The following is a 17,195-nucleotide window of genomic DNA, read 5'->3' as shown; positions in this document are numbered from 1 at the left end:
CGTTCTAACGGCTACAGCAGCGCTCCGCGCAGCGACCGTTCACGCGACGGCGGCTACGACTCACGTCCGCCACGCGACGGCGGCTACCAGTCGCGCCCCGCCCGCGACGACCGATCCGGAGACCGCCCCTACGGCGACCGCCCGCGCCGTGACGACCGCCCCACCGGTGGCGCCACCCGCTCAGGAAACTACGAGTCCCGCCCGCCGCGTGAGGGTGGCTACGAGTCCCGCCCGCCGCGTGACGACCGTTCGGCCGACCGGTCCTACGGTGACCGCGCTCCTCGCCGCGACGACCGTTCCTCCGGTGGACCCGCACGTTCTAACGGCTACAGCAGCGCTCCGCGCAGCGACCGTTCACGCGACGGCGGCTACGACTCACGTCCGCCACGCGATGCTGGGTACGAGACACGTCGTCCACCCGCCTCGGGTGCGCGCGACGACCGGACCCCGCGTCGTGACGACCGGTCGAGTGCGCCCCGCAACGACCGTCCGTACGGCGACCGGCCGCAGCGAGACAGCGGTGCACCCGCACGTCCGGCTCGCGATGACCGCGCTGAGCGCGCCCCGCGCACCGACCGGCCCGAACGCTCGACGCACGGGACCGAGTCAGGCTCGTCGTCGCGACCGGTTCGTTCGGGAGCCCCCCGCTCCGACGTACCGGACCGCGGCACTCGAGGTGGGCGTCCGGACCGCGGCGCGGCCAGCGACGACCGCTCACGCACCGACGGTCCGCCGCGCGTACCTGCTCCAGCTCTGCCTGAGGGCATCTCGTTCTCCGACCTCGACCGAGACGCCCGCGGTCGTCTCCGCACGCTGAGCAAGGAGAACGCCGAGACCGTCGGGCTGCACCTCGTCATGGCTGGGCGCCTCATCGACACCGAGCCGGAGCTCGCCTACGAGCACGCCCAGGAGGCCGTACGCCGTGCCGGTCGCGTCGACATCGTGCGTGAGGCCGCCGGTCTCACCGCGTACAGCACGGGACGCTTCGCAGAAGCGCTGCGGGAGCTCCGCACAGTACGCAGGCTCAACGGCTCGTCCGAGCACCTCGCTGTCATGGCGGACTGCGAGCGAGGGCTCGGTCGCCCCGAGCGCGCCGTCGCACTCGCGGCGTCACCTGAGGCCGAGTCCCTGGACGAGGTCCAGGCCGTGGAGCTCGCGATCGTCGTGAGCGGTGCGCGTCTCGACCTTGGTGAGGGCGAAGCAGCGCAGGCGGTGCTCGACAGCCTGGTCGTGCCCAAGGGCAACAGAGAGCTCGAGGTGCGCGTCATCGAAGCACGTATCGGTGTGCTCGAGTCCATGGGCCGGGCAGACGATGCCGCACGCCTGCTCGCGACCCTGAGCGACCGCGAGCGGGCATCCGTGCGCGACGGTGCCGAGGACGACGACATCGTCGTGTTCGACCTCGACGAGGAGACGGACGGGGCGGCTGACAGCGGGTCCGCACCCGCCGACGTCGCGCCGGAAGGCTCCGACGCGAAGGGAGCGACGGAGCCGACCACGCACCAGGCGGACGACGACGAGGGAGACGACGCGTGAGCGACCTGTTGCTCGGGAGCGCCGCGCCGCTCGCTGAGTCCTTCGACCTCGCCCTCGTCGACCTCGACGGTGTCACCTACGCCGGGCACGAACCGATCGACCACGCTGCGGACGGTCTCGCGCACGCTCGTCGGGCGGGGATGCGTCTCGTCTTCGTGACGAACAACGCGTCCCGCGAGCCGAGCTCGGTGTCCCAGCAGCTCTCCGAGCTCGACATCCCCGCCGAGAGCGACGACGTCATGACGGCCGCCCAGGCGTGCGCACGCCTGCTCGGCGATCACGTCGAGCCCGGGTCACGCGTCCTCGTCGTCGGTGGAGCCGGTCTCGTCACCGCCGTCACCGAGGCGGGCTACGTCGTCGTGACCAGCGCCGAGGAGAAGCCGGCTGCCGTCGCGCAGGGCTTCTCGCCCGGCCTGGGATGGGCCGACCTCGCCGAGGCGGCGTATGCCGTCGCGGGCGGGGCGGTGCACGTCGCGAGCAATCTCGACCTGTCGCTCCCGACAGCGCGGGGATTCGCGCCCGGCAACGGTGCACTCGTCGGGGCGGTCGTCGCCGCGACGGGCGTCACGCCGTTCAGCGCCGGAAAGCCCTCGCCGGCGATGTACGCCATGGCTGTGGACCGTGCGGGTGCCGACCGACCGCTCGTCATCGGCGACCGGCTCGACACCGACCTCGCCGGAGCCCGGGCAGGTGGGTACCCCGGCCTCCACGTGCTCACCGGGGTCAGCAGTGCACGCGACGACGTGCTGGCAGTCCCCGGCGAGCGCCCGCACTTCATCGGAGCAGACCTCCGTAGCCTGGCGCAGGCCCACGAGGCACCCATCGAGGGCGAGGACGGGTGGTGGACGTGCGGTACGTCCTCGGCACGGGTCGTCGACGGGGAGCTCGAGCTCAAGGTCGCACCGACGGAGCACGACCCCGTCAACGTGGTGCGAGCCGCGTGCAACGCCGCATGGACGTTCGTCGATGCGGGCGGCGTGCTCCGACCGGAGAGCGTCCCCGACTTCGAGCTCTGACGCGCCACCTGCTCCACCGATGGTCCTCCCGTCCGCTCGCACGAGGTTCGACGACGAGACGAAAGACCATCGGTGGACAGGCGTGACGCTCCTTGCTGTCGCGGTACCGTGAACAGAGATCGACCGACGAGGTCGAGCACGACCAGGAGGGGAGAGCGGTGACGGACGACCAGAGAAGCCTCGACGACGGACGCGTGACCGACAGCGAGAGCGCTGCAGCGGTCCGCGAGGTCCTCGTGCCCCTCGACCGTCTCGAGCGAGCTCCCCTCAGCGAGCACGCCGCGATCTTCGAGGGCGTGCACACCGGTCTGCAGCGGCTGCTCGCGGAGCCTGAGCGGTGACCGGTGCGTCACCGTCCGACCCCGAACCTCCCGAGCACGCATCGTCCCGGATCGATGCGGCGCTCGTCCGGCGGGGCCTTGCTCGGTCCCGCGGCCACGCGGTGCGCTTGCTGACGGACGGCCTCGTGCTCGTCGACGGCCGACGCGTGTCGAAGGCCTCCGCCGTCGTCACCGGTGCAGCGGACCTGAGGGTCAGCTCCGCTGTCGAGGACACCGACTACGTCTCACGTGCGGCGTTCAAGCTCCGCGGCGCGCTCGACGCGCTGGGCGCGCTCGGGCCAGGTGTGGATGGCACGGACTGCCTGGACGTCGGTGCCTCGACCGGCGGATTCACGCAGCTGCTCCTCGAGCGAGGCGCGCGCCGCGTCGTCGCGCTGGACGTCGGACACGACCAGCTCGCGGCGAGCCTGCGAGCAGACGCGCGCGTCCACGTCATCGAGGGGTGCAACGCCCGTGCACTCACGGGAGAGGACCTGCCGTGGCAGCCGCGGCTCGTCGTGGCGGACGTGTCGTTCATCTCGTTGACCCTCGTCGTGCCGCCCGTGCTCGGCGCGGTCGAGGGCGACATCGACCTCCTCGTCATGGTCAAGCCGCAGTTCGAGGTCGGTCGTGAACGGCTCGGTTCCGGAGGCGTCGTCCGCGACCCGGCGCTCCACGCGGAGTCCGTCCGTGCCGTCGTCGCCGCAGCTCACGCCGCAGGCGCCCAGGCGCGTGCAGTGATCCCCAGCCCGCTCCCGGGCCCGCACGGGAACCGTGAGTTCTTCGTGTGGTTCACGCGTGCCGAGCCGCACGCAGAGACCATTGATGACACCATCGAGCGGGCGGTCCGCGACGTCCCGCACGGGGACACACCGGCCGCCCACTGGGTAGGTACCGACCCACCCAGAACTGGAGGAAGACCGTGAGCCGCAAGATTCTCGTCGTGACGCACGGCGGACGGCACGAGGCTGTCGCCGGGTTGCGTGAGGCGGTTCCCGAGCTGAGGGCCGCCGGTTTCGACGTGCTCCTGCACGACCACGACCTCGCGGTCGAGCTCGGGGCCGAGAAGTTCGAGCTCGATGACGCCAGGAGCTCTCTCGACGGTACCGAGCTCGTCATGGTTCTCGGCGGGGACGGCACGATCCTGCGCGCGGCCGAGATCACCCACGGCACGCAGGTGCCCCTGCTCGGCGTCAACCTCGGTCATGTCGGCTTCCTCGCCGAGAGCGAGCGTGAAGACCTCCACGAGGCCGTGCGGCGACTCGCCGACCACGACTATGCGGTCGAGGAGCGCGGAGTGCTCGACGTCCTCGTCCAGCGCCCCGGCGAGGCCGAGCCGATCCACGACTGGGCGCTCAACGAGGCGACCATAGAGAAGCACGAGCGGACGCTCATGATCGAGGTGTCCATCGAGGTCGACGGCCGACCGCTGTCGTCCTTCGGGTGCGACGGTGTCGTGATGTCGACGGCGACCGGGTCCACGGCGCACGCGTTCTCAGCGGGGGGGCCGGTCATGTGGCCGGACGTCGACGCGAAGGTCCTCGTCCCGATCTCTGCGCACGCGCTCTTCGCGCGTCCGCTCGTGGTCGGGCCGCAGTCGGAGTTCGCCGTCGAGGTCACGACGCGCTCGGGTGCGCGGGGCGTGCTCATCACCGACGGGCGGCGGCGCACGGAGCTCCCCGTCGGCTCCCGTGTCGAGGTCAGGACCGGATCGATGCCGCTGCGGTTCGCGCGGCTCAACCAGGCGCCGTTCACGGATCGACTCGTGAGCAAGTTCTCGCTGCCCGTCGCCGGATGGCGCGAGGTCGCGGATGCCCGACGCGCAGCAGGAGCGAGGTGAGCACGTGCTTCAGGAGATGAGCATCGAGAACCTCGGGGTGATCGGCGCGGCCCGGGTGGAGTTCGCCGCAGGGCTCACCGCCATCACGGGCGAGACAGGTGCAGGCAAGACGATGATCCTCACGGGTCTCAACCTGCTCATGGGCGGCAAGCCAGACGCCGGGGCCGTGCGGTCGGTCCCCGACCGCGCGGTGGTAGAGGGCCGTCTCACGGTCGAGGGCTCCGCGCTTCTCGAGCGGATCGACGACGCCGGGGGAGAGCTCGACGACGACGGGACGCTCCTCGTCGTGCGGACGGTGGCAGCGCAGGGGCGGTCGCGCGCGCACCTCGGCGGGCGGTCCGTCCCCCAGGGGGTCCTGGCCGAGCTGGCCGACGACCTCGTGACCATCCACGGACAGTCGGACCAGATGCGGCTGCGGTCGACCCAGAGGCAGCGGGAGGCGCTCGACGAGTTCGCCGGCGACGCGGTCGCCACGACTCTCGAGACGTACAGGTCTCGGTGGAGCGAGCGTGTCGCTGTCCGGGCTCGGCTCGTCGACCTCACCGAGCGCGCGCAGGAACGCGCCCGTGAGACGGAGCTGCTCCGCCTCGGGCTGGCCGAGATCGAGCGTGTGGCGCCGCTGGCCGGCGAGGATGTCGAGCTCAACCGTGAGGCCGAGCGCCTGAGCAACGCCGAGGAGCTGCGCACCGCGGCACGTGACTCTCTCGTCGCGATCTCGGGGGAGGACCTCGGTGACGTGGCCTCGCCCACCGAGAGCAGCGCGGTCGAGCTCGTGGACCGTGCGAAGCGTCTCGCCGAGCACGGCGGGCAGCACGACCCAGAGCTGGCCGCGCTCGGTCGACGCCTGACCGACGTCGCCTACGTCCTCGCGGACGTGGGCGCCGACCTCGGCAGCTATCTCGCCGCGCTCGACGCCGACCCGGCCCGCCTCGAGGCGGTGGAGTCGCGGCGAGCCGAGCTCGGTCACCTCACCCGCTCGTACGGTGACGACGTGGACGCCGTGCTCGAGTGGGCGAGTGCCGCAGGTCTGCGACTCCTCGAGCTCGAGGACGACGACGGACGCATCGAGATCCTCGAGGCACGAGCAGCCGAGCTCGACGCCGAGCTGATCGAGACCGCGTCCGCCCTGACGAGCGCCCGGCAGGAGGCAGCGACCTCCCTCGCGACCGCGGTGACCGAGGAGCTCAGCGGCCTGGCGATGGCTGGAGCCGTGCTCCACGTCGAGGTCGAGCCCCTCGAGGCGCCGGGTCCGTGGGGAGCGGACTCCGTCCAGATGCTCCTGAGCGCACACCGCGGCGGTCCGCCGCGACCGCTCGGCAAGGGGGCGTCGGGCGGTGAGCTCTCTCGTGTCATGCTCGCGATCGAGGTCGCGCTCGCGACCGCCGACGCGTCCCAGGCGCGACGCACGCCGACGATGATCTTCGACGAGGTGGACGCCGGGGTCGGGGGCAAGGCGGCGGTGGAGATCGGTCGCCGCCTCGCGCGGCTCGCCCGCACCACGCAGGTGATCGTCGTGACCCACCTGGCTCAGGTCGCTGCCTTCGCCGACACCCAGCTCGTCGTGACGAAGGGTTCGGGCGTCGCCCCGGGTGAGGTCACGGACGACTTCATCACACAGTCCGACATCCGGATCGTCGACGACGCCAGCCGGGTCCAGGAGCTGGCGCGGATGCTCTCCGGCCAGGACGGCTCGGAGGCGGCGCTGCGCCACGCGTCCGAGCTTCTGGAACAGTCCGCTGTGAGATCATGAAGACGATGAAGCTCTTCTCTGCAAAACAGGTCGTGACGGACACCGAGCCCGGAATCCGGGGGATCGCCAAGGTGGACCGGCGTACGAAGGACCTCACGAAGCGGGTCCAGCCGGGGGACATCGCGGTCATCGACCACCTCGACATCGACCGGATCGCTGCCGAGGCGCTCCTGCTCGCCCGACCAGCCGCCGTCCTCAACGCGTCCAAGTCGATCTCCGGTCGCTACCCGAACCTCGGCCCGAGCATCCTCGTCGAGGCGGGCATCCCGCTCATCGACGACCTCGGGCCGGACATCATGTCCGTCCGCGAAGGTCGTACCCTGCGGATCGTCGACGGCTCCGTCTTCAACGGCAAGGATCTCGTCGCCGAAGGCGTGCTGCAGACCGTCGAGAGCGTCGGCACAGAGCTCGAGTCGGCCCGCGAGGGACTCTCCGCGCAGCTCGAGTCGTTCGCCGCCAACACCATGGACTACCTTCGGCGCGAGCGCGACCTGCTGCTCGACGGGGTCGGGATCCCTGAGATCACGACCGTCATCGAAGGACGGCAGGTCCTCATCGTCGTGCGCGGCTACCACTACAAGGAAGACCTGCAGACGCTCCGCCCGTACATCAAGGAATACCGCCCCATCCTCATCGGGGTCGACGGGGGAGCCGACGCGATCATCGAGGCGGGGTGGTCGCCCGACCTCATCGTCGGCGACATGGACTCCGTGTCTGACAAGGCTCTGAGGTCGGGCGCCGAGGTCGTCGTCCACGCATACCGCGACGGACGTGCACCCGGCATGGAGCGCGTCGCCAGCCTCGGTGTACCCCACGTGGTGTTTCCCGCGGCGGGGACGAGCGAGGACATCGCCATGCTCCTGGCCGACGACATGGGCGCAGAGGTGATCGTGGCCGTCGGAACCCACGCCACGCTCGTGGAGTTCCTCGACAAGGGGCGAGCCGGCATGGCCAGCACCTTCCTCACACGGCTGCGGGTCGGCGGAAAGCTCGTCGACGCGAAGGGCGTCTCGCGGCTCTACCGTCACCGGATCTCCAACACCCAGCTGATGCTCCTCGCGGTGGCCGGACTCGTCGCCGTCAGTGCTGCGCTCATCTCGACGTCCGCGGGTCAGACGCTCATCGCGCTGCTCGGGGCTCGGCTCGACGATCTGTGGTCGTGGCTCTACCACCTCGCGTGGTGGACGTCCTGACCGACGTCTTCAGCCTGTCCCGTCGCTTCCTCTCACCTCAGAAGGTTCGTCTCTCGTGATCGACTTCCGGTACCACATCGTCTCCCTCATCTCGGTCTTCCTCGCGCTCGCCGTCGGGATCATCCTCGGGGCCGGCCCCCTGAAGGGTTCCATCGGCGACCAGCTGACCGGCCAGGTCAACGAGCTGCGCACCGAGAAGGACGAGCTGCGGGTCGAGCTCGACGGGGCCCGCGCCGACCTCGCCGGGAGCGACGCCTACCTGACTGCGTCTGCACCGACGATCCTTGCCGGCACCTTGACCGACCGCCGTGTCGCGATCGTCCAGCTCGGCCCGGTGGAAGACGAGGTCTATGCCGGGATCGAGCAGCAGATCGAGGCTGCCGGCGCGACCGTGAGCATGAGGACGCAGCTGGCCCCGTCCTGGACCGCCGAGGACCAGGCGGACTCGCGTCAGTCCTACGCCGCCACCCTCGGGGACTACCTGCCGGAGGACGCCGACTCGGACGGCTTCGACGCCACGCTCGCGCGGGCGCTCGTCGAGACGCTCACGGGGAGCGACGCCGCGGATCCTGACGCGTCCTCCGCCGATGCGACGCTCATCCGCGAGATCCTCACGAGCAGCGAGCTCGTCGAGGTCATCGGTGACGTCACGGGCCCTGCCGACGTCATCGTCCTCCTCGACCCGGACGCCCCGTCCGCCGACGGAGACGACGGGCTCTCCGAGGAGGAGGTCGAGGCTGCCGTGGCCGTCGAGCTGACCTTGGCAGACGCTGCCCAGGCTGGGTCGGAGGGTGCCGTGGTCGCTGGGCTCTCGCTGCGCCAAGGGGACCTCGTGTCCGCCATCCGCGACGACCAGACGCGGACGACCACCATCTCGACGGTGACGGACGCCGACCGCGTCGTCGGGCAGGTCAACATCCCGCTCGCGCTAGCGGCTCGCGTCGACGGTCAGGTGGGTCAGTACGGCGCCGACGAGAACGCGACGGCGCTCGTTCCACCCGCGGTCACGCTGGCTCCGGTCGACCGCACCCCCGAGGAGTCGGTCGCCCCTGACGCCACCGTGCAGGCGCCGGACGCCGGATGAGCACCGGGTCGCGCCGGCTCCGTACGACTGTCGTCGCCTTCACGGTCACGGCTCTGGCTCGGAAGGTGCTGCAGAACCGGCCTCCCGGGGGTGGAGCACGCTGGTCCCGCACGAACCACCGGGGTGAGCCGATCAGCCTCCTCGAAGGTCCCGCAGTGGCTGTCGGGCTGGTCTGCGGACTCGCTGCTGGTGGGGTCTCGCGGCGTACCGGTGCCCTCGCGCTCGCGACCGGCGCCTCGGCGGTCTTCGGAGTGATCGACGACCTGGCGGAGGACACGTCGGAGCGCTCCAAGGGTCTCCGTGGACACCTTCGTGCCGCTCGCCAGGGCCGACTGACGACGGGCGGGCTCAAGGTCCTCGGCATCGGTGCCAGCGGTCTGGTCGCCGCGGCGCTGCTGGTCGACCGCGACGCAGGCCCCGTCCGACGAGCGGTCGACGTCCTCGCCGACGGAGCGCTCGTCGCCGCGTCCGCCAACCTCGTCAACCTCCTCGATCTCCGGCCAGGTCGTGCGCTCAAGGTGAGCACTCTGGCCGCGTCCGTGCTCTCCGTGAGCTCCGCGCAGGTTCCCGTCGTCGTCGGTGCTGCGTCGGCCGCGTGGTCCGGCGACCTTGCCGAGCGCGACATGCTCGGCGACTGCGGGGCGAACGCTCTGGGTGCGCTGCTCGGAGCGGCGACGGTGGCGAGCACACCACGACCCGTCCGCAGCACCGTGCTCGCCGTCGTGCTGGGACTCACCGTCGTGAGCGAACGCGTGAGCTTCTCCCGAGTCATCGCCGAGACACCGTGGCTCCACGTGCTCGACATGATCGGTCGTCGCCCCGTCGACACCCCGGTGCGCGGGGACACCTCTGAGCGCGTCAACACCTCGGAGCGGACGCCGGGGAGCGGCAGGGCGTGAACGCACGCCTGGGTGCCGCGACCCAGACGCTCGCCGGCGCAGCGGTCATGATCACCGCCGTGACGATCGCGAGCCGGCTTCTCGGCTTCGGCCGATGGTTCACCCAGGCCTGGCAGGTGGGCCGCGGGGGCGTTGCCGACGCGTACGCCGCGGCGAACCTCCTGCCGAACGTCCTCTTCGAGGTGGCGGCCGGGGGAGCGCTCGCAGGTGCGGTGATCCCGCTGCTCGTCGCCCCTCTGGCGCGCAAGGCAGGTGCGGAGGTATCAGCCGTCGCGTCGGCCTTCCTCACCTGGGCGCTCGGTGTCCTCGTCCCGATCGGGGTGCTCCTCGCGGTCTTCTCCGGCCCCCTCGCCCGCCTGCTCGTGAGCATCGGTGACGGCGGAGACGTCCGGGTGACTCAGTACTTCCTCGCGGTGTTCGCGATCCAGGTCCCCCTCTACGGCGTGAGCGTGGTGCTGGCGGGAGTTCTCCAGGCACACCGCCGGTTCTTCTGGCCCGCTGCGGCACCCATGCTCTCCAGCGTCGTGGTCATCGTCGCGTACCTCGTGTTCGGTCAGCTCGCCGCAGGCCAGCAGGGCAACCCGGACCAGCTCTCCTCGGCCGCGCTCGCGTGGCTCGCCTGGGGGACCACCGCAGGCGTCGCCGCGATGAGCCTGCCGCTGCTCGTGCCGGTGCTCCGCCTCGGGGTGCGGTTCCGTCCGACCTTCTCGTTCCCGGGCGGGTCGGCGTCACGCGCCCGGAACCTGGCGTTCGCCGGGCTGGGAGCTCTCGTCGCACAACAGTTCTCGGTGCTCGCGGTCATGGTCGCCGCACGCCGGTACGGCGGCGACGGTGCGTTCAACATCTATCAGTACGCGCAGGCCGTCTACGTGCTGCCCTACGCGATCCTCGCCGTCCCGCTCGCGACGAGCGCCTTCCCACGGCTGGCCGCGCGGGCCGGGGAGGACGACCGGTCGGGCTTCGCCCGCCTCACCGCCTGGACGACACGTGCCGTGCTCACGGTCTCGGCCCTCGGTGCAGCTGCGCTGGTCGCCGGCGCGGGCGCCGTCGAGGCGGTGTTCGACTCGTTCACCCCGGGCGGGGCCGACGGCATGGCCGTCTCCATCGCGTGGTCCGCGCCAGGCCTCGTCGGGTTCGCGCTGATCTTCGCCCTCTCGCGGACGCTCTACTCGATCGACCGCGGTCGGGCGGCGGCGATCACCGCCGCGGCCGGGTGGTCCGTCGTTGTCCTCGTGGCGCTCGTCCTCCCGCCTCTCGTCGTGGACGGACGTGCGGACATCGGCGCCACGCTCGCATCGCTCGGCATGGCCAACTCGCTCGGCATGGCTGTGGCCGGGGCCCTGCTGCTGTGGGCTCTGCACCGGCACGCGGGCACCGGGGCTCTCGTCGGCCTCGGTCGCACCGGGGTGGTGCTCGCGATCGGTGGTGCGGTCGCGGCGTGGGCGGGCCGTGCGACGGCCGAGGCGCTGCTGCCCGACGATCCGTGGTGGCTCGTCTCGGTCGGTGTGGGGCTGCTCGCTGCCGCGGTCGCGGGCGTCGTCGTCGCCGGAGCGGTGTTCCTCGGTGACCGTTCGGTCCTGCGGGATCTCGAAGCAAGGAGGAGTCGTGGCTGAGACCACGCGCGCACGGGTGCTGCAGGTGCTCGGATCGAGTGCGGGGGGCGTCGCGCGGCACGTCGCACAGATCTCCCGTGCGCTGGGCGCGGGCGTCGAGCCCGGTGAGCGCTGCCAGGTGCACGTCGCCGGACCCACGAGCGTGCGTGGCGTCGTGGCGGCGGAGGGCTCGGGCACGGGGTTCACCGCGGTCGAGATCTCCGACCGCCCGGGCCCAGGAGACGCCCGGAGCGCCCGCACGCTGCGTCGCCTCGCTCGTGGTGCCGACGTGGTCCACGCGCACGGGCTGCGGGCGGGGGCGCTCGTCGTCGTCGCGACGCGCGGGCTCCGCGGTCGACCACGGGTGGTCGTCACTCTCCACAACCTGCCGGTCGGCTCGCGCCGCGTCCGGGCGGTGTCCTCGGTGCTCGAGCGGCTCGTGTCCCGCCACGCCGACGCGGTGCTGGGGGTCAGCACCGACCTGGTCGAGCTCGCCCGTCGACGAGGGGCGAGCCGGACGGCCCGCGCCCTCGTGCCCGCACCGCCACGCCCGGAGGTCGTGCGCAGCCCGGCTCAGGTGCGCGCGTCTCTCGACATCCCGGCCGACGCTCGGTTGCTCGTCACGGTCGGGAGGCTCGCCCCGCAGAAGGGTCTCGACACCCTGTGCGAGGCTGCGGCGATCCTCGCCGCGACGACCACCCCGGGCAGCCTCGTCTGGGCCGTCGCAGGGGACGGGCCGCTGCGGGAGCAGCTCCAGTCGCGGATCGACGCCGACGACCTGCCTGTCCTGCTGCTCGGCTACCGCGAGGACGCGCCCGACCTCATGTCTGCAGCGGACGTCGTCGTGAGCACGGCGGTCTGGGAGGGGCAGCCCATCTGGTTGCAGGAGGCGCTCGGTCTCGGGGCAGCGATCGTCGCGACGGATGCGGGCGGCACACGCGAGGTGACCGGCGGCGCCGCCGTGCTCGTCGCAGTCGGTGACGCCACCGCCCTCGCACGGGGCATCGACGAGCTGCTCTCCGACGCGACCCGACGAGGAGCGCTCAAGGAGTCGGCTCGCGCGCGAGCCGCCACGCTGCCCTCTGCCATCGACGTCGTGGGAAGTCTCACAGAGCTCTACAGGAGCCTGCGCCTCGGACGGTGACACTTCGATCGTCCGCACCGCGGACGAGGATTCCGAGGCTTCGGCTGATAGAGTCGAACCCCGTGGCAGACCATGTGAAGAGGCTTCAGTCCAACAACCGCTCCCGGTCGGAAAATACGACACGGCACATCTTCGTGACCGGAGGCGTCGCCTCCTCGCTCGGCAAGGGACTGACGGCTTCGAGCCTCGGTCGCCTGCTCCGGGCACGGGGTCTCCGGGTGACGATGCAGAAGCTCGACCCCTACCTCAACGTCGACCCGGGCACGATGAACCCGTTCCAGCACGGTGAGGTGTTCGTCACCGAGGACGGCGCCGAGACCGACCTCGACATCGGGCACTACGAGCGCTTCCTCGACGTGAACCTCGCGGCAGCGGCCAACGTCACGACCGGCCAGGTCTACTCGCAGGTGATCGCCAAAGAGCGTCGCGGCGAGTACCTCGGCGACACGGTGCAGGTCATCCCGCACATCACCGACGAGATCAAGCGCCGCATGCGCGCCCAGGCGGGTGACGACGTCGACGTCATCATCACCGAGATCGGCGGCACCGTCGGCGACATCGAGTCCCAGCCGTTCCTCGAGGCCGCACGTCAGGTGCGACACGAGCTCGGCCGCGACGACGTCTTCTTCCTCCACGTCTCCCTCGTGCCGTACATCGGCCCGAGCGGGGAGCTCAAGACGAAGCCCACGCAGCACTCGGTCGCAGCGCTGCGCAGCATCGGTATCCAGCCCGACGCGATCGTTCTCCGGGCCGACCGTGACGTCCCGGAGAACACGAAGCGCAAGATCGCCCTCATGTGCGACGTCGACAACGAGGCCGTCATCACGTGCAAGGACGCGCCGAGCATCTACGACATCCCGCGCGTCATCCACTCCGAGGGCCTCGACGCGTACGTCGTCCGTCGGCTCGGGATGCCGTTCCACGACGTCGACTGGGAGGGCTGGTCCCAGCTCCTCGAGCGCGTCCACGAGCCGGAGCACCGCGTCGAGATCGCGCTCGTCGGCAAGTACATCGACCTTCCCGACGCCTACCTCTCGGTGACCGAGGCGATGCGTGCCGGTGGGTTCGCGAACGACGCGAAGGTCGTCATCCGGTGGGTCCCTTCGGACGAGTGCCAGACGCCGGAGGGGGCCGAGGCGTCCCTCGCCGGAGTGGACGCCGTGCTCGTGCCCGGAGGCTTCGGCGTCCGCGGGATCGAGGGCAAGCTCGGTGCGCTGCGGTGGGCCCGTGAGGGACGCGTCCCCACGCTCGGCATCTGCCTCGGTCTGCAGTCCATGGTCATCGAGTTCGCACGCAACGTGCTCGGCCTCGAGAACGCCTCCTCGTCGGAGTTCGACCCGCAGAGCGAGCACCCGGTCATTGCGACGATGGAGGAGCAGCACGCGTTCGTCGACGGTGCCGGCGACCTCGGTGGCACCATGCGCCTCGGCGCGTACGACGCCGTGCTGGGTTCTGGGTCGTTGGCGGCCGAGATCTACGGTTCGGAGCTCGTCTCCGAGCGCCACCGCCACCGCTATGAGGTGAACAACGCCTACCGCGAGCAGCTCGAGGAGGCAGGGCTCGTCATGAGCGGGACCTCGCCCGACTCGACGCTCGTCGAGTTCGTCGAGCTCGGTCGCGACGTCCACCCGTACTACATCTCCACCCAGGCGCACCCGGAGTTCAAGTCGCGCCCCACGCGAGCGCACCCGCTCTTCGAGGGCCTCGTCAGGGCTGCTCTCGTGCGTCAGGGCAACGCGTGACGGACGCGGTGCTGGCCGACTCGAGCGCCGCGCGACCCGTCGTCGGGCACCACGTGGTGCACCACGGGCGGATCTTCGATCTCGTCAGCGACGAGCTCGATCTGGGCGACGGCGTGGTGACTCGTGAGTACGTCGACCACCCTGGTGCGGTCGCGGTCATCGCCCTCGACGAGGACGACCAGGTCCTCCTCCTCAAGCAGTACCGCCACCCGGTGCGGCGCGAGCTCTGGGAGCCGCCGGCGGGTCTGCTCGACGTGGCGGGGGAGCCCGCGCAGGAGGCCGCCGCACGCGAGCTCGCCGAGGAGGCGGACCTCGTCGCCGGCACCTGGAGCGTGCTGTGCGACTACTACACGACACCGGGTGGCAACAACGAGGCGCTGCGCGTGTTCCTCGCGCGCGACCTCACACCGGTGCCGTCCGACGAGCGGCACACCCGGGAGGACGAGGAGCGCGACATGGAGCTGCGCTGGGTCCCGCTCGACGACGTCGTCACTGCGGTGCTGCGCGGTGACATCCACAACCCGTCGGCGGTGGTCGGGGTCCTCGCTGCTGTCGCCGCACGTCAGACCGGATGGGCGAGCCTGCGCAGCGCGGACTCTCCGTGGCCCGAGCGGCGCGCGTAGCCGGGCCGGAGGGCGGCGTCTGAGGAGCAAGGGTCGGGAGCCTGAATCGCTTAAGGCTCTCGACTTTCGCGGTACTGCTGCGAGGGTGTCTGACAGGTCTTCACCGAGCCGGGCGACCGCTCGGCGGCGGCGTCCGACGGAGGACGGCGCGCGGTGCTGGCCCGAGCGCGGCCACGATCACGACGACGTGATAGTGGGAGCGCTCTCACCCGCATCCTGCTCATCGACGGCCACGCCGAGCGCGCGCCGGAGCCGGGACCCACACGAAAGGGTAGGCACATGCTCAGACACTCCCGACGGGCACCCTGGGCAGCGGTCGCTGCGCTCGGTGCCGGGTCGATCGTCGCACTGGCCGGCCTCCAGCCGGCGCAGGCCACGCCCGTGCGCACCGCCGCCGCCGCGGCATCGCCTGCACCGGCAGCCGCGCTGCCTGCAGCCGATCCCGCCACGGGCGAGTACACGCAGCGGTTCCTCGAGATGTACGACAAGATCCACGACCCCGCGAACGGGTACTTCAGCCCGCAGGGCATCCCGTACCACGCGGTCGAGACCCTCATCGTCGAGGCACCCGACCACGGGCACGAGACCACCTCCGAGGCATACAGCTTCTGGATGTGGCTCGAGGCCGCGTACGGTCAGGCGACCGGGGACTGGGAGCCCTTCAACGACGCGTGGGCCACGATGGAGACGTACATGATCCCGCAGTCGGCGGACCAGCCGACGAACTCCTTCTACAACCCGCAGAGCCCGGCCACCTACGCCTCCGAGTACAACCACCCGAGCCAGTACCCGTCGGCGCTCAACAGCGGAGTGACCTCGGGCGTCGACCCCATCGCGAACGAGCTCAAGGCCACGTACGGCACGTCGGACGTCTACGGGATGCACTGGCTCGCAGACGTCGACAACACGTACGGCTTCGGCGCCGCGCCCGGCGTCGGCTGCACGCTCGGCCCGTCCGCCACCGGCACCTCCTACATCAACACCTTCCAGCGCGGCCCGCAGGAGTCCGTCTGGGAGACGATCCCGCAACCTTCGTGCGACGAGTTCACGTACGGCGGCCCCAACGGGTACCTCGATCTGTTCACCCAGGACGCGAGCTACGCCAAGCAGTGGAAGTACACGAACGCGCCGGACGCTGACGCACGCGCGATCGATGCGGCGTACTGGGCCCACACGTGGGCCAGCGAGCAGGGCAAGGCCGGTGAGGTCGCTGCCACCGTGGACAAGGCCTCGAAGATGGGCGACTACCTCCGCTACGCGATGTACGACAAGTACTTCAAGACGATCGGCTGCACGAGCCAGTCGTGTGCGGCCGGCACGGGCAAGGACAGCGCCCACTACCTCATGTCCTGGTACTACGCGTGGGGCGGCGCGCTCGACCAGTCGGCCGGGTGGGCCTGGCGGATCGGCTCGAGCCCGAGCCACTTCGGGTACCAGAACCCCATGGCCGCATGGGCGCTCTCGACACAGAGCGCACTTCAGCCGGCGTCGCCGACAGCGGCGGGGGACTGGGACAAGAGCCTCGACCGCCAGCTCGAGTTCTACACCTGGCTCCAGTCGGCCGAGGGCGGTATCGCCGGAGGAGCGACGAACAGCTGGGACGGCGCCTACGGCACACCGCCGGCCGGCACCCCGACCTTCTACGGGATGGGCTACACCGAGGCGCCCGTCTACCATGACCCGCCCTCCAACCAGTGGTTCGGGATGCAGGTCTGGTCGATGGAGCGCGTCGCCCAGCTCTACTACGCCTCCGGGAACGCCGAGGCCAAGGCGCTCCTCGACAGGTGGGTTCCCTGGGCGCTCGCGAACACCGACGCCACCGGCGGGGCCGACTGGGCCATCCCGTCGAACCTCGGGTGGTCCGGTGAGCCTGACACCTGGGACGCGGCGAACCCCGGCGACAACGCCGGGCTGCACGTGACGGTCACCTCGACGGGGCAAGACGTGGGCGTCGCCGGCGCGTACGCGCGGACGCTCATGTACTACTCCGCCAAGTCCGGCGACACCGAGTCCAAGGCCGTCGCCAAGTCGCTCCTCGACAGCATGTGGACCTTCAACCAGGACGCGCAGGGCGTCTCGACGACCGAGACCCGCGAGGACTACAAGCGTTTCGACGACGTCATGACCGGCACCACGGGCGACGGGCTCTACGTCCCCGCCGGCTGGACCGGGACCATGCCCAACGGCGACGTCATCGCACCGGGCAAGAGCTTCCTCGACATCCGCAGCTGGTACCGCGACGACCCCGACTGGCCGAAGGTCCAGGCCTACCTCGACGGCGGACCGGCACCTGAGTTCAACTACCACCGGTTCTGGGCGCAGACCGCGGTCGCCACCGCGCTCGCGGACTACGACAGGCTGTTCTCCGAGGTGGACCCGACGGACCCGACGGATCCGCCTGCTGACACGACGCCTCCGACGACCCCGACGGGCCTGACCGCCGGGACGAGCACCAC

At 71.0% G+C, this 17,195-nt stretch carries 14 protein-coding genes; all 14 read left to right on the top strand.

The window, feature by feature from the left end; translation table 11 throughout:
- Positions 1-1,536, top strand: a 1,536-nt coding sequence (locus tag ABKW26_RS19530) for a hypothetical protein (RefSeq protein ID WP_348595755.1), incomplete at its 5' end; no start/stop codon positions are given.
- Complete coding sequence (locus ABKW26_RS19525) at positions 1,533-2,552, top strand: HAD-IIA family hydrolase (RefSeq protein ID WP_348595754.1); 1,020 nt, start codon at positions 1,533-1,535, stop codon at positions 2,550-2,552. The genes ABKW26_RS19530 and ABKW26_RS19525, both read left to right, overlap by 4 nt.
- A gap of 158 nt (positions 2,553-2,710) precedes the next feature.
- Positions 2,711-2,893, top strand: a complete 183-nt coding sequence (locus tag ABKW26_RS19520) for a hypothetical protein (RefSeq protein ID WP_348595753.1) — start codon at positions 2,711-2,713, stop codon at positions 2,891-2,893.
- On the top strand, positions 2,890-3,798 hold the full coding sequence (locus tag ABKW26_RS19515; protein WP_348595752.1) for a TlyA family RNA methyltransferase: 909 nt from the start codon (positions 2,890-2,892) through the stop codon (positions 3,796-3,798). The genes ABKW26_RS19520 and ABKW26_RS19515 overlap by 4 nt, the downstream gene beginning before the upstream one ends.
- On the top strand, positions 3,795-4,712 hold the full coding sequence (locus tag ABKW26_RS19510; RefSeq protein WP_348595751.1) for an NAD kinase: 918 nt from the start codon (positions 3,795-3,797) through the stop codon (positions 4,710-4,712). Before ABKW26_RS19515 ends, ABKW26_RS19510 begins: the two co-directional genes overlap by 4 nt.
- A 4-nt stretch (positions 4,713-4,716) precedes the next feature.
- Entirely contained in the window at positions 4,717-6,462 is a 1,746-nt protein-coding gene (gene recN, locus ABKW26_RS19505; protein WP_348595750.1) for a DNA repair protein RecN, read from the top strand.
- Positions 6,463-6,467: 5 nt separating this feature from the next.
- Complete coding sequence (gene steA, locus ABKW26_RS19500) at positions 6,468-7,655, top strand: putative cytokinetic ring protein SteA (RefSeq protein ID WP_348595756.1); 1,188 nt, start codon at positions 6,468-6,470, stop codon at positions 7,653-7,655.
- Between the two features lie 55 nt (positions 7,656-7,710).
- Complete coding sequence (locus ABKW26_RS19495; RefSeq protein ID WP_348595749.1) at positions 7,711-8,739, top strand: copper transporter; 1,029 nt, start codon at positions 7,711-7,713, stop codon at positions 8,737-8,739.
- A gap of 155 nt (positions 8,740-8,894) precedes the next feature.
- On the top strand, positions 8,895-9,638 hold the full coding sequence (locus tag ABKW26_RS19490) for a hypothetical protein (protein WP_348595748.1): 744 nt from the start codon (positions 8,895-8,897) through the stop codon (positions 9,636-9,638).
- The gene (locus ABKW26_RS19485) at positions 9,635-11,251 is read left to right on the top strand and encodes a lipid II flippase MurJ (RefSeq protein WP_348595747.1); all 1,617 of its coding nucleotides are present in this window, start codon (positions 9,635-9,637) and stop codon (positions 11,249-11,251) included. The genes ABKW26_RS19490 and ABKW26_RS19485 overlap by 4 nt, the downstream gene beginning before the upstream one ends.
- Positions 11,244-12,374, top strand: a complete 1,131-nt coding sequence (locus tag ABKW26_RS19480; RefSeq protein WP_348595746.1) for a glycosyltransferase family 4 protein — start codon at positions 11,244-11,246, stop codon at positions 12,372-12,374. The genes ABKW26_RS19485 and ABKW26_RS19480 overlap by 8 nt, the downstream gene beginning before the upstream one ends.
- Before the next feature lie 62 nt (positions 12,375-12,436).
- Positions 12,437-14,116, top strand: coding sequence for a CTP synthase (locus ABKW26_RS19475; RefSeq protein ID WP_348595745.1), 1,680 nt, complete (start codon positions 12,437-12,439; stop codon positions 14,114-14,116).
- Positions 14,113-14,739: an NUDIX hydrolase gene (locus ABKW26_RS19470; protein WP_348595744.1), complete on the top strand. Its 627-nt coding sequence runs from the start codon at positions 14,113-14,115 to the stop codon at positions 14,737-14,739. Before ABKW26_RS19475 ends, ABKW26_RS19470 begins: the two co-directional genes overlap by 4 nt.
- A 279-nt stretch (positions 14,740-15,018) precedes the next feature.
- On the top strand, positions 15,019-17,195 hold a 2,177-nt coding region (locus ABKW26_RS19465), incomplete at its 3' end, for a glycoside hydrolase family 48 protein (protein WP_348595743.1).

Source organism: Sanguibacter sp. 25GB23B1, assembly GCF_040012415.1.
Lineage (GTDB): Bacteria > Actinomycetota > Actinomycetes > Actinomycetales > Cellulomonadaceae > Sanguibacter.
This window is presented reverse-complemented; position numbering and strand designations above follow the sequence as displayed.